Here is a 13,905-nt window from a genome sequence, read left to right as displayed (position 1 = left end):
AATCAACGGCTTAGGGTTTTGTTCGCTACAGCACACTGCTACAGCGGAGCCATGAGTGATATGCCCCTTCCTCCTCGTTTGATGCGCCGTGGTAACGTCTACCATTTCCGGTGTTCGATCCCGAAAGACATTCAAGGTACCTACCCGAAGCGGGAGGAAACCTTTTCTCTCAAGACAAGCGATTATCAGGATGCGTTGCGAAAACTGCGCAAGGCGTCAGCGGAAGTTGATGAGCGCTTCGAAGAGCATCGACGCCAACTTACACGCGACCGAGAGCCTGCTTTGGCGGAACTGACAGACGCGCAAATCAAGCACATCGGCCAAGTGTATTTCATCCATCTGCTTGAGGAGGATGAGGAAATCCGTTTGAGCGGGTTTGAAGATCGAGACTTCGATGAGGATGCCGACCAGCTAGAAGCTATCGAGGCGATAAACCGAGGTGACTGGGCGAGGGGGCATCTAAGTGAGTTTATGATTGGAGAGGCCGAGGAGGTTCTGACGTGGTCAACTGTTAATCTACGGCTTGAGCCATCCTCTCCAAGTTGGGTCTTTCTTGTTCGTGAGTTGCAACGTGTCTCGATAAAGGCAGCAGGTTTGCGCCGTCAACGAAACAACGGTGACCCGATTGAGACTCCTCAGTTGGAAGCTGTAAAGCCCGTCAATGCAACGCCTCTTCTTTCGACATTGATTGACGAATGGGCGAAGGAAAAGGGCCGCGCTGGTGGGGAATGGACCACCTCGACGCTAGCGGCTAATCGTCTGTGGGCGGAGCGCTTTGCCCTCGTTGCAGGGGATCGACCAGCCAACGAATACCGCAAAGCTGACGCTCGACAGTTCAAAACCATTCTCCTCAAGCTGCCCCCCAACTGGACGAAGATTAAGGCAATCGGCGGGTTGCCAATCAAGGAGGCAGCGGCTCAAGCGGAAGCTCTGGGGATCGCTCCAATGAGTAGCAAGAACGCCAATAAGGTTCTCGGCTTCCTGCGAGCTTTCTGGAACTGGGCGAAAGTCAATCACGATGACGTAGCTGCCAATCCCTTCGACGGCATGAATGTAAAGATAAGCGGGAAGGCGCGGGAAGAGCGTTTGCCGTTCTCGATTGAAGAACTGCAAAAGATATTCAGCTCTCCGCTCTTCGTCGGCTGTAAAAGCCTGCGGTATCACAACACTCCCGGTGACCTGTTACCGGTTGACAGTGGTATCTACTGGGTGCCCTTGGTCGGTCTGTTTAGCGGTTGCCGTTCTGGGGAAATCATTCAGCTCCGTCTTGAAGATATACGCGTTGAGGGCGGTATACCCTTCATTCAGGTAACCGATGACGGCGAAGACCTCAACTTGAAGACGGCAGCATCCTTCAGGCGTGTGCCAATTCATAAGACGCTGGTGGACCTCGGTTTCCTAAGATTCGTAGAGCGGCAACGGAAGCGGGGCTTTTCTCGCCTGTTCCCTGAGTTGCCGAAATCTACTGACGGTACTTATTCCACTTCCTATTCAACTAAGTTCAGCAACACGCTGAGGGCTGTCAACATCAAGCACGGCAAGATTTCGTTTCACAGCTTCCGGCACAACTTCGAGGATGCCTGCCGCAACAGTCGCATTCCAGGCGATTTCATGAATGCGCTTCAAGGCCATGCTGAGAAAGGCATGGCGGGGAGATATGGAAACGGCTTGTATGGGTTGCAATTGTTGAATGACGAAATGCAGAAGTTGAAGTACGAGGGACTTGATCTGTCTACCCTTATGGGCCGGTAGATAGCCGATTTTCGCTGATGGCGAGAATCATTTGAGGCGTATCGTTTCGCTCTAGCTCAACACGCACGGCTGAATATACTGGTAGGGGGTATCTTGAGGGTAGTGCAGCATATGAAAACGACGTCTTGTTTCGCGGTAACTTTTGCGTTCGTTTGTTTCTTGCTGAGCAACCCCGCCTCGGCTCTCACATTTTCTGTCGAGCCTGTGGATGCTGGAAAATCCATCATCCTCGTATCGGGCGTGTTCGAGCCTTCTGAGAATTTCGGCCAGTTTTTGCAATTAGCTAAAAGCGTTGGCGACAAAGCCGCGATAGTCAGCTTCAATTCTCCCGGGGGAAACCCTTCCAAAGCGATAGAACTTGGCCGCCTCATCCGTACCCTTGGCCTCCCCACATTTCAATCGCGGGGCCTTGAGTGTGCTTCCGCGTGTGCTCTCGCATTCATGGGCGGCGTGGTCCGTGCGGCAGAGACTGGATCGATAGGCGTACATAAGTCATCATTCTCGGACGCTGCCGCCATTTCGGTCGATGACGCAGTGTCATACATCCAGCATCAAACAGCCGAGACCATAAGCTATTTGTCTGAGATGGGAGTCGATCCAGCTCTGCTGCAATTGTCTCTTCGGTACGAAAAAGACGATATGCGCTATCTTTCGAAGAGCGAAATGGCTCAGTACCGCGTCACGAACTTGGATTTGGGCAGCGGAACGCCTTCAGACCAAAAGTGGGCGGCGGCCGATAAAGGCGACACGCGGGAAAGCAAGGCGCTGCCTAGCTTTAGGATCGCTAACGACGATGCACGTTTCCAAATCCCCTTGGCTAGAAGCGGTTTTGTGCGCGTTCCTAAAGGTAAAGAGTTCCTGAGGGCAGGAGAGGATCAATCCTCGGAAAAGCTTCTTGGATTGCAGAACCGGGACCGCGTAGAGATTCTGTCGGTTGGTGAGCGTTGGTACAAAGTGAGGACGAAGGGCAAAGAAGGTTATCTGCACCACAATTGGGTTAAGGTGGATCAATTTTTGACCCAGCCCTTTGAGAACCGATACATCCAAATCAAGAGCTTCGATAATTACGCGGAGGCCGCCGCCTTTGTGGCTGCATCTCGCCTCCCTCTAACCGCCTATCTCGCTACGAATAAGTGGTACGCCGTTGCCCTTCAAAAGACCTTACCACCAGATCAGGCGGCGGAATTACTCAAGAAGTTGAAAGAGCAGCAGGCAGTTCCAGATGACGCATTCATGACGGTCGGGAACACGTATGTTAAGAGCGTGTGCTGCGCAGACTAAGGCAACCTCCGCAGATAGTGCAGTCGCCCGCTTTATCGTCAAGGGAAAGGCCACGGCGCGCCTCGCCGTGACCCTATTTCTAACCCTCTAGCAAAGGGGCCTCACAGCTAATGGTGTGGGTGTGTGGACAGTAGCTCGCTGCGCTCTATTGTGCAAGATGCTGGTGGTAAGCCCTGCCAGAGATCGGGCCGAGTAGCCCGAGACGAGGATGAGTGTGTCGCGCTTAGGGAGGTAGTGCATCTTCGATGAACGCCTGCCGTTAGACGCCTCAGTCTTTTACTGAAAATCCAGTGAAAGGTCTTCCGCCATCTTCTCGATTTCAGCTCTAACGTTGTTGTGCCGTTTGCCAGTGATCTCCGCGATCTGGCGGTCGTCACCTTCTCCTCATCGTGAGGGAGAAAAAAACCTATCCACGCGTCACAGCGATTTTCAGAACGCTTTCAATCGCCTACCGTCAACCTACTTACATGTGAATTAAGTTATTGAAAAATAATGATTTTAATCTATTGACGGCAGAATCTCGCTGGAGTCTAAGCGTCATCGTTCTGGCCGGAACAGCGCAAATCAACTCCATTTTCGAGACGCCATCACATGAAAATCAAGCTGCCTCTAATCGGTCTTTCCATCGAAATCGTCTGCCGCCTTCCCGGTGCTTTCTACGTCTTCACTCCTAACCACGAATTCGCTTGGGGCCGGGAAGATTGGTACGAGTGGCCGTCTGGGAAATGGAGGCACTGGGTTATCGAGCGTCGAGCGCGGCCTGTTCAAGCGGTAGCGCCAATTGAGAGCGCTACGCCTCCCGCCGCTGTGTGACCACCACGGCCCTGCTCGCGACCAAGCGCGGGGCCTTCTTCCTACCATTCATGGAAACATGCACCATGTCTGAAATCCCTCTTCACATCATCGCGGGAGAGCCGCGTATTCTCGATCTTGATCTAGCCTTTGTCCTCGGCATGCGCCGCCCTATCAATATTCGAACCGGCACCATGAAGCTGCTCCGTAACGTTCTCGCAAATTGTGGCCTCATGCACAGGGACGGCGATGCATACTATCTTAATGAAGATCAGGCTCGCGCTATCTGCCATTTCTCGACAGGCCGTAGAGCTGCGATGGCTGACCGGCTGATGGTCACCATCTTTAGAAAGTATCACCACGAAACACAGCCTCAGACGAGCGTTGCTGAGGCACTGAGGCAAGGCCTTGCGCCTTTCGATGGTAGAGCCGTGGAAGGCAGAGAGGCACTCGTTGTTGATGCTTTGCGGTTGAAGCTGAGGGAGACCGCGAGGCTACGAAAATATCTGTCGAGACGCAGAAGACGTCAGACGCTCCGGCAATTACCACGCCCTTAAGGGAAGGACCAAAAGCAATCGGCTGTATTGAGATTCAAATACAACCTATAATTACCGCCCACTTTAGGTAGGACGAACGGAGGGATACCCAATTCTGCCCGACCAATTACCCCACCCTTAAGGAGAAGCCCGAAGGGCAGAAGACCAATGAAAGGGAGTAGAGGGGATTGATGGAATCAGGATGACCCTACATTTCCTTCATGATGGATGATGGTGGAATAACACCTTCAACCCACCTCCAATAGAACCGCAGAGACCTTTCTATATAACCTTCAGGTCTCCTTTAATATCCACGCACAGTCTCTTTAGACGCTCAATATCTGAGAGTGCGTTGATCGGCTAGTAGCTGGTCATTGTTCTCGTGGTCGTGGTGGACCTAGGCCCTCTCGTCGCTTCGTTGCTGACGGGGGGCCTCTCTGTTTCTACCGCCCACGAAACTCAGTCTCCACCACACAATGAGAAATATTTATGCACGATAACGACCTTGACCAAGGCGGCGGCGAAGCTACGCCAACTCCCCCCGCGAGTGGTCCGCACCGCATCAACATCCGGCCCTGCAAACGTGGAATGCGGGGGCAATATTATTCTGTCTCCTTCGCTGGTGCCACGATTATTCCGGCGACCCTAAACCCAACAGGAGCGGCCTGCCGTCATCTTGCCTCTCTCGGATTGAATGGCCCGCTTGAGGTCTGGGACGGTGAGCGGCCATACCCGCGCCTCCTCATCCGTGATCTTGTGAAAGCAGCGGCGATTACCGTTGCTGAGGGAGAAGCCCACGGCCCACGCTTTGTCCGCTACCGCGAGTGGCGCGGACTCTCGCGGAGTGCTGCCTAGTGGGCGCGGGACTGGAAACACGTTACTCCCGCCCCGAGGACGTGACCTATCTAGCCCCTAGACTTCGCCCTGACGATCTTCGAGAGCTGCTTGCCGCTGGTTCCCCCAGTGCCGAGCAGGCTCTTGAGGACGGCCTTAAGCTGTCCCGTCAATGCGTTTCGGTGGTCAATGAAGAGGACAATGCAGTCGCCATGTTTGGCGTCTGTCCCTCCAATGAACCCGAACTGGGCTACATCTGGCTCCTCGGAAGCGATGAGATCAAGACAAACAAAACGAGGTTCCTCAGGCGCTCAAAGCTCTGGGTGGAAACCTTCCACGAAGAATTTCCCGTTCTCGCTAACGCTGTAGACCAGCGCAACACTGTCCACCTCCTGTGGCTTCGTTGGCTTGGCTTCAAGTTTCTGAGAACGATCAACTCGCCCGGGCCGGGAAACCTGCCCTTCTATGAGTTCGCAAGGATTAGGAATGTGTGACCCGCTATCGATGATCGGCTTCGGCATTGCGGCTGCCTCTCAGGTGGTCAATCAGCAAGCGCAAGTCGCAGCCGCCGAGCAACAGAACCAGCTCTACCGCGAGAACGCGGCAAGGGCGAACCAGGATGCCCGCGATCAGATGTTCCAAACGCAACAGCGCATGTTGCAGGAACAGGAGGCAGCAGCCGCCGAGAAGATCGACAACACCCGCGAGGCGAGGGCTGCCAAAGCAACAGCGTCAGCAGCAGCCGGTGAGGCGGGCGTAACCGGCCTGTCGGTCGATGCCCTCTTGAGGGAGTTTGACGGCCGAGCCGCTGAGGCCAACGACCGCATCGATCAGAATACCGAATGGAGCATGACGCAGCTCAACAACGAAATGAAGGGCATCCGCGCCAACACTGAGGACCGCATCAACTCGGTTCAGCGTGCCGCTAAGCCGTCCTTCTGGGACGCTGGCTTGAGGATCGCAGGGGCAGGGCTGAAATCACACAGTGATGCGGCATGGCGTCAGCGCAACGACCCAGACCTTCCCGTCTTACCTCAGTCTTCATTCAGCAAGTTCATGAGCCGTCCGCTTTGGCGTGTCGGTTGATTGCCGCCCTTTAAAATTCCACCAACAACTACGAGAAAAAGCACATGACATACCCACGTATCGTGACCACGACCGTCGATTTCCACAATGGTAAGCCAGCGCTGAAATTCCGCAGCGTCGAAGTTGACGGCATTCCATACATAGTCGCGAAAGACATATGCTCGATTTATGACCTTCCGGCTGATGCAGACGGCGATGCGCGGTCAGTGCTAAAGGCGCACGGCATTGAATTCAGGGAAAGCGTCATCGACAACCTGGGCGACATTATCGGCCCCGTTGCCCTCATCACGGATGCTGACCGAGCAAAGTTACAGGCCGCTGCTATCAAGCGTCTTCAGGGCGGTAGGTAACTTTCCGCTCGTTCCGCGGTGCGGTTACAGAAGCGTTTACGGCTCCCGGGCAGCTTATGCAATCGGGGCGTAAACACTATTAAATCACGCCACCCCCGAACGTACCGCAGACGCCACATACCGTGCGGACGTTGAACGCAAGCTCGCCTCTTCTCTCTTTCAGTGAGCCGGGAATGTTGGGTGAAAAAATCTGAGACCCAAGATCAGATATAAGGAACCCGGCATTCCCCCCTCGGCCCTCGGGCTTTCACAATCAGATGAGGGACTCTTGACCTCGCCGTAAATGGTTGCATCATAAATACAAATTCAACTGATGGGATTAGGTGCCAGATGGAAATGGCTGATAAAGCAGACGCCTTCAGCGTCTTTCATTTGATTGAGACGTTCCGAGAAATACACCCAGAAATGCCGATGCAAATGGCGGCTGTCTTCCTCCTCATTGCAATGAAGCCGGGGATATCACAGGCCGAGCTATTGCGCGTCATGGATATTAGCCAGCCGGGGATGTCTCGAAACGTCATTGCGCTGACAGCTATCAACCGGCACGGTGCTCCCGGTCTCGATCTTGTCGAACAGCAACCAGCACCGCATGATGCCCGTATAACGGTCCTTCAATTGACCTCGAAGGGACGCACGTTCCTTGAGCGCTTGCTGGCCGTATGGCGTAGAGGAGATGTCGAGATCAGGGTTTGAGGTGGTTTCATTTAAGTACACCTCATGAGAACCTGATATTCGCTGGTTCGATAAGTCTGATTGACAATTCAAAACGAACCGATAATAAGGGAACCACTTAAAACGAACTTAGGTGGTTTTCATGCATATCCGCGCATACCTTCGAGCCAGCACCAAGGACCAAGACGCCAGCCGCGCGAAGGACGATTTGCTTCGGTTCGTTGAGGAGCGCGGGCTTAAGATCGCTGCGACCTATCTGGAGAATGAAAGTGGGGCATCGCTTAAGCGTCCCGAGCTATTCCGGTTGCTAGGTGATTGTCATGCCGGTGACGTGTTGCTGGTGGAACAGGTTGACCGCTTGAGCCGCTTGAACGCCGAGGACTGGGAAAGACTGAAGACTGAGATACGTACTCGCCGCGTGAGGGTCGTGGCGCTCGACTTACCCACCTCATGGATGCTTGCCGATGGAAACAAAGACGACATTCAAAGCCGGATGCTTGACGCCATCAATGGAATGATGCTGGACATGCTGGCTGCTATCGCCCGCAAAGACTACGAAGACCGTAGACGGCGGCAGGCTCAGGGTATCGCCAAAGCGAAGGAAGATGGTCTCTACAGAGGCAGGCCGGAAGACACCGAACGCAATGCTGCGATTCGGAAGATGCTGGATAGCGGCATGAGTTGGAATAGTATCGTAGCAGCTACCGGGTGTTCCCGGTCTACACTGTCCCGGCTTGCAAAAAAATCTTCACCGTCTGTTGCGTGATTTTCGCGCTTGCTTCCAAGTGGAGGCATTATGTTTTTTTCTCAGCATGCGCTTTGCTATACTGGGCAGTAGGTAGCACGTGAAGCCGCCACGTCATCGCGCCACACTCACCGGCCATCGTTAATCGCCGAGCAAGACATCCGCCAACCACTCCTTTTCGAAGTCGGTGAGTTTGTCTTCAGAGGAAGAACTCGCGTCTTTGAGCTTTTCTATAAGTCTATTCTTGCTATCTCCGTCGGCATAGAAACGCTCCGCGATTTGCACGGGAATACCCTCTTCATCCAATTCCTTCAGAACTTCCGCTCTAAACCAGCTACTCAAGCTCCCTATAAACAACTGGTAGTCAGCTAGTGGATCAAGTTGTTGAACAAACATTTCGACGGCATTGAAAAATTGCGGAAGACCATACTCACAAGCACGCAAAAACTTGAAAATCGCGTCGTGGCCTTCGGGTTTTCCTGTGTAGTCCTCGTCTCTAGCTAGAAGAAAGGCACGGAGAGTCTTCGATCTTCGAAGCTGGTCGATATAGAAGGTGAGCTGAGGTGCGGACCACGCCCCGAACGAATGTGGCCTCTGGATGCGGCAGATCACTTCAATGCATGCCTTGATTTGCTTGTAAGTCGGAATTCCTTCCCAAACTAAATCGGCACCATCCTTGAAGGCCGCCTCAGTAAATCCTTTAAGCTCTGCTGCTCTTTCCAAGCCAATCGGCGACAGAAGGCGCAGCTGTGCTTCATCAAGTCCAAGCCGCATACGAAGATCGCGAACACGTTCCTCAGCCTTAGAGCTATCAGGTCTATCTTCAACATAGACAATGTACTCATCGGGCAAGTCATCATCTTCGTTGAATACTGTAGGTGCAACCTCCAGCTCCTCTTGTTCGGGTACCTCGTTGAAAACCAGAACTCGACCTATCTGGTGTTGGCCCAACCGACCCGCTCTGCCTCGAATATTTGCGAAAGTGAAAAAATCATAATCAACACGATTTATTTTTTTATCGAAAATCATCACAGTTTTCGCTGCGGTGTTGACGCCTTCAATAAGGGTCGAAGTGCAAAAAAGAACTGGTAGCTTTTGCTCGTTGAACATCCTCACCATCTTAGCGGCTATAGCTCTCGGAACCCGGCCATGGTGAACTCCAAAGCCGTAATACACGGTGCGGCCAAGTAACCCGTTCGGACCTACGTTGACCTGTAACCATTCTGCAAATCCCGAGCTGACGTCTGAGACCGCCATTTCCTCAGCGAGCTCGGCAGCCAGACTGTTTGCCCTATCAGGCGACGAGACAAAAACGAGGGCGGGCCAGTTGTTGTCCTCACCAATCTCATCGATAAGGCGCTGACGCTTGTTCGGCTCAGCCTGAAGATCGAGTGTATCGACCGCGACTGTCGAGAACCGTGTCTTTAGGAACTCGAAGCGCCATCGAATGTTGTCCGATATTGCAACATTGTCGATGTTTGGTCCAAGAAAAAAGAACTGCTTGGACCGCTTGAGAAGTCGATAGACGGCAGCATTCAGAGCAACGCTTCGCTCGTCCTTTCTAGAAGGGTCGAGTTTATAGAATTCATCTACAACGACCAAATCTAAGTAGCCGATGTCTTCACGGTGAATCAGTCGCTCTTGCGTGCCAAGAAAAATAACAGGGCCGGTCCCGGGAGAATCGGAAGGGTGCATAATGAGTTGGAAGCGATGCCCGAAACGCCCCAACAAGCGCCTCCGAAATTCGTCTAAGAGAGCGATTGTTGGTAAAACGATGGCCACACGCTTGTATCGTCCCGTGACAAGTAACGCGTCAATCAACAAGCTTTTACCGAAACTCGTGGGTGCACTTAGTATGAGATTCTTCCCACTGGCTAGTGCATTAAGAGCGACTACTTGTTCCCGATGAAAAGTAATACCGCCGAGCTCGTCAGACGTGGCAGCTTCAGCTACTAAGGAGTCTGCGACATCTGCTGTTTCCTTATCTATGTAATTCCATAGGCCGCTAGCTCTAGCCAACCCGCTTATTATCTCATTGAACGAAGAAAGCTCGTCATATCTATTATTCAACAACTCCACCAGTCTCGGAATAACTTCCAAGATTGCAGGGTCATCCTGCTCGCCAATCTGAATACGACGAGATGCGCTCCCAATTGCCCTAAAGACCTCGCCACGCAAAGCATCTCCTTGCAGGGTAGAAATGCGTCTCCAATCCGCTATTGGGGTGCTCAAGGCGTCAATCCCTTCAAACGTTTGTCGAACGCAGTTGCCAGAGCATCTTTTGATCCTAAAGGTACATAGATCAGTAAGATTTTTATCTTCGATCTCAGTCCAGATGCTTTGATGGCCTCCGAAAGAGCAATTAGTTCTTCGGAAATGTCGGACTCATAGGCCTGTCCGAATTGATTATGCGATGTAGTTGAGGAGCTGTCAGCCGCAATGAGAATTGGAAAAATTGATTTCTGAAAGAGGACATCTAGAGGGGCCTCTTCTGAAAGAATCTCTCTAATTTTTTCGTAGTGAGGAATATCTGTCGAGACCTGCGGACCAAGGATAAGTTTTTCGTTTTTCAAGAAACCCTGGTCTATGTGCTTCTTAACTGAGGCTACAGCATTAGCTATGGCACTATCACGGTCCTTAAAGAATTTTGCCTCTCCGAGCCAAAGCTCGACACTCTCATCTTTGTAGCGAACATGAACCATGTCGAAAGATTTTACGACTTCATTCGAAGACGTGAGATAGAAAACTCTTGGAGCAAACGGAATTGTTCCGAAATATTCGCGGCAAATGGCATGCAACGATATCTCCCCAATTTCACCACGTCTTTCATATGCTTCACTTTTATAAATACGTGCTGCTGCTTGCCGTAATCGCAAGTAGCTATTGCCGTGGGAAAGTGTCTTAATCTCATCCGATTTAAGGGCGTAGTCGATGATCCATTCTATCATATGGTCTGCAAAAGCGTCGCAACGCCATTTCTCAAGTTCGAAGCCCACGCAGTAGGCCTGCTCTTCCGCGCCTCCGACAGTCGCCAGCCGAGTGAAAAGAGGCTTAGGTTTCGTATCGTAAGGAGACAGCATGAGACCCCGTTGTTTTTCGCTCACTCTAACAACGATAATCTAATGAGTGAATGGTTTAACAACGATTACTTGTGGCGTCCCGCGAACTAAACCATATCGAGCGGGCAAATGCGGAGTCGGTTCCTATCTTATTCCATAACCGACCGATTTTTCGGCCCGCTTTCGAGGCAACTGCACGGCCTCCACACATTGCGTCAATTGTTCGGGAGATAGCCCCCTAGATAGACGCTCGCAGCAACACTTTGCGGTTTGTGACCGGCCACAATTTGCACAGTCAGTTCAGGTTGACCCGCTTGGCGCTGACGACAGGCTTATCGGCGGCTCGCCGTTAGCCATAGGTAGGCCTTTGATCCACCAGCCTGCGAATGGCGGGCAGTTCAGCCTTCCATTTATAAATGCGGGTATCGCTGACGCCGTGCCTGCGACAAAGCTCCGAGACCGGTGTACCAGCCTCCTGCTCCTTCAGCACCGCAATAATCTGCTCTTCCGTAGCTCTCTGCTTCTTCATACGTCCGTCCTTTGATAGGCCGGACTCTAATCCAATCTGGAGGAAATTCGCAGTGGCAGGTCAACGGACACAGCGGGCGAAAAACAAGGTTACGCTGGTTCAGTCTTTTCCAGAACTAGCCTATCACCCGACACCCGCACATTCTGGTGTATTACGTCCACGGGGATGTGCAGCTTGAGTGCTTGCTGCTCAAGAAAACGATGCGCCATCTTATTGATGAGGGTTTTCAACCCCGGCATTGGGTATTCAAGAAGCCCGTAAGCAGTCCTTACAAGGCCGATCGTTCCCAAAACTATGCCAAGGACGGTCCAAAAGACGAACCCTTCAAGATAGTGGGTGAAATAATTTACTGTCGCCAACAGTCCGAAAAACAGCATTGCCGTGACTACAACACGTTGAACGATCGTGGCTCTTGAATTGAAGGTCTGAACTAGGTTTTCGAGTTGTTTCCCCAAGCGAATTTCTTGTTCGAGTTTTTCTCGCCGCGCGTTTTCCAGTTGCTGCTCCAGCTCGGATATTTGCAAGCTCGCAGTTGTTTGGGCCTCCAAAGCTGCGGAATGCGCAGATTCTAGTTCAGCGGCATGGCGTTCTTTTAGCTCTTCTGCCGTAGCTTCGCGCATCACATCCAGCAGGTGTTCGACATTGTCAGCCGTCACTACTCTCTCATCGTTAAGCGTTTGATCTGCTAGTTTTTGGACGCTCCGCGCGTCTTGCATAAGAAGGTTCAACTGCTCAAGGCGGGCCGGAGTTATTTTTGCAAGCTGAGCAGCAACGGCATTTCTTACCTCAGGCCGCACTTGTAAAACGCGATCACAAACAGTGATGAGATGACCGCGAGGTATCGTCTCCTCCACACCGAGGCCGGTGCGAAGCCACGCTAACGTCGCAAGTTCGCGCTGGTACATAATAGGCCCTTCTTGGACCTGATTAATCATCCGACTTTGAAGGCAATATTTTCGCGCGTGACGGACAAATGCCGAGTTTCTAGTAACCATTATGTATCGGCACTTGAAAATATCACTGCTATGTTGAGCTTCGCGTAGACGCATAATCAGAGCTGTGCAAGTTGCGTCGTGCTCTCTAGCCGCCACGAGGTTGCCCCACGTGATTGACGAAAACAAATCTTCGTATTGCTCCATTGTGAAATATCGGTGGGAATGAGGAAAAGCGTCTAAGGCAATCGGCCTTACTAATATGCCCGCATTTTCAAGCGCGCGCTCAGGATTATTGGCAACTGCTTGAACAAAATCGATGCTTACCTCACGCTTGATTAGCGCGTTGTGGGTGTATCCACGCCGTTGCTCAGGTGGAAGCGCCAGCATGCTACGAAGGTTTCGCTGCATTTCAACGCAGCTTATTGGAAACACAATGAATTTCACGCCAATCCGTTGTAACGGTCTCACTATCGCCTGTATGTCTTCTTGAAAGGCCGTTCCAGAACATCCGAGAAAATCCAATGCTATAGGTGCATCTAGCGCAATGGTAAGTTCAACGTTTTCCTCAACATGCGTAGGCTTTACGAAATCTTCGACGACTTCTGTTAACAGCGCGATCGATGCTAATCTTGCTAGGTGGGTGCTGAACTCCGGCCTTGTTCGCATGAGATGCTTGATAAATCTCGCGCACATGTAACGGTCATCTGGCTCAAGCGGCCTTCCGCCTTCCGGGAGGTCCGCGATTAACTCGCGAGCCTGCCCATCTTGCTCCAGCCCGCCTAACTCAGGCATGTAAGCACCTTCACCGGAGCTATCCATCGACACGAGAAAACGAATTAAGATGTCTTGTAGCTCATCTCGGGTGCGCTGGTAGGACAGTAGGTCCGTGACCCTCGGAGGAAATTTTTCGAATTCGTCAATAATCTCATCGAAGGCTCTAAGGATAGGCGAACGCAACTACAGGATTTATCCACTGCTCCAACTGGGCGCCTTCCAAAATTGAGAGGTCTTGAAGGCGGGAATTTGCTAACAATTTATACAGTCTGGTAAATGCTACAGTAAGGTGCTACAGTGCAAAACAGCGAGCACCTCATAAGCTTTTGTTTTTACGAATACATATGGCAGATTTGAGAAACTTCAAATCTCTCTAGCAGCACCATTTTCCCCAATAAAATCAGAAATTTACGCAACGTGCCGGTGGGTCTTGTCCACGATGTTGGCTTGCTTTTTCGCGCATTCTGCACTGGTCTCGGTAAATGTGAAAACCGCGCCTCTTGCGAAGCGCGGTTTCCATTTCCGAATATTCTGTTGCTGCCAGAGCGGGACGAAACCGC

At 52.0% G+C, this 13,905-nt stretch carries 11 protein-coding genes and 1 pseudogene; 8 read left to right on the top strand and 4 right to left on the bottom strand.

Going from position 1 to position 13,905, the window contains the following annotated elements; translation table 11 throughout:
* Positions 1 to 51: 51 nt before the first annotated feature.
* From ACQZ63_RS04590 to ACQZ63_RS04555, 8 genes are all read left to right on the top strand, one after another.
* Positions 52 to 1,752, top strand: coding sequence for a DUF6538 domain-containing protein (locus ACQZ63_RS04590; RefSeq protein ID WP_448799094.1), 1,701 nt, complete (start codon positions 52 to 54; stop codon positions 1,750 to 1,752).
* A 111-nt stretch (positions 1,753 to 1,863) separates the two neighbouring features.
* The gene (locus ACQZ63_RS04585; protein WP_113555514.1) at positions 1,864 to 3,033 is read left to right on the top strand and encodes an SH3 domain-containing protein; all 1,170 of its coding nucleotides are present in this window, start codon (positions 1,864 to 1,866) and stop codon (positions 3,031 to 3,033) included.
* 878 nt (positions 3,034 to 3,911) lie between these two features.
* On the top strand, positions 3,912 to 4,382 hold the full coding sequence (locus tag ACQZ63_RS04580; RefSeq protein ID WP_162763588.1) for a hypothetical protein: 471 nt from the start codon (positions 3,912 to 3,914) through the stop codon (positions 4,380 to 4,382).
* Between the two features lie 833 nt (positions 4,383 to 5,215).
* Positions 5,216 to 5,689, top strand: coding sequence for a hypothetical protein (locus tag ACQZ63_RS04575; RefSeq protein ID WP_162763587.1), 474 nt, complete (start codon positions 5,216 to 5,218; stop codon positions 5,687 to 5,689).
* A complete protein-coding gene (locus ACQZ63_RS04570; protein WP_113555511.1) occupies positions 5,682 to 6,281 on the top strand; it encodes a virion core protein, T7 gp14 family in 600 nt (199 codons plus the stop codon). The genes ACQZ63_RS04575 and ACQZ63_RS04570 overlap by 8 nt, the downstream gene beginning before the upstream one ends.
* 44 nt (positions 6,282 to 6,325) lie before the next feature.
* Entirely contained in the window at positions 6,326 to 6,631 is a 306-nt protein-coding gene (locus ACQZ63_RS04565) for a hypothetical protein (RefSeq protein WP_113555510.1), read from the top strand.
* A 330-nt stretch (positions 6,632 to 6,961) separates the two neighbouring features.
* Positions 6,962 to 7,324 (top strand): MarR family winged helix-turn-helix transcriptional regulator, encoded by a 363-nt coding sequence (locus tag ACQZ63_RS04560; RefSeq protein ID WP_162763586.1) that lies wholly within the window; start codon positions 6,962 to 6,964, stop codon positions 7,322 to 7,324.
* Positions 7,325 to 7,445: 121 nt separating this feature from the next.
* Positions 7,446 to 8,069: a recombinase family protein gene (locus tag ACQZ63_RS04555; protein WP_113555508.1), complete on the top strand. Its 624-nt coding sequence runs from the start codon at positions 7,446 to 7,448 to the stop codon at positions 8,067 to 8,069.
* Positions 8,070 to 8,189: 120 nt separating this feature from the next.
* Here the strand turns inward: ACQZ63_RS04555 and ACQZ63_RS04550 are convergent, their stop codons facing one another.
* The 4 genes and pseudogenes from ACQZ63_RS04550 to ACQZ63_RS04535 form a co-directional block, all read right to left on the bottom strand.
* Entirely contained in the window at positions 8,190 to 10,280 is a 2,091-nt protein-coding gene (locus ACQZ63_RS04550; protein WP_162763585.1) for a DEAD/DEAH box helicase, read from the bottom strand.
* Positions 10,277 to 11,152 (bottom strand): HamA C-terminal domain-containing protein, encoded by an 876-nt coding sequence (locus ACQZ63_RS04545; RefSeq protein ID WP_162763584.1) that lies wholly within the window; start codon positions 11,150 to 11,152, stop codon positions 10,277 to 10,279. The genes ACQZ63_RS04550 and ACQZ63_RS04545 overlap by 4 nt, the downstream gene beginning before the upstream one ends.
* Before the next feature lie 352 nt (positions 11,153 to 11,504).
* Positions 11,505 to 11,636: pseudogene (locus tag ACQZ63_RS04540) on the bottom strand (transposase); the annotation flags it as partial.
* An 89-nt stretch (positions 11,637 to 11,725) separates the two neighbouring features.
* Positions 11,726 to 13,528: a hypothetical protein gene (locus ACQZ63_RS04535; protein ID WP_448799092.1), complete on the bottom strand. Its 1,803-nt coding sequence runs from the start codon at positions 13,526 to 13,528 to the stop codon at positions 11,726 to 11,728.
* Between the last annotated feature and the right edge of the window lie 377 nt (positions 13,529 to 13,905).

Source organism: Agrobacterium sp. CG160-95 (assembly GCF_053521725.1).
The sequence above is the reverse complement of the archived record's forward strand: the minus strand, read 5'-3'. Positions and strand labels throughout refer to the sequence as shown.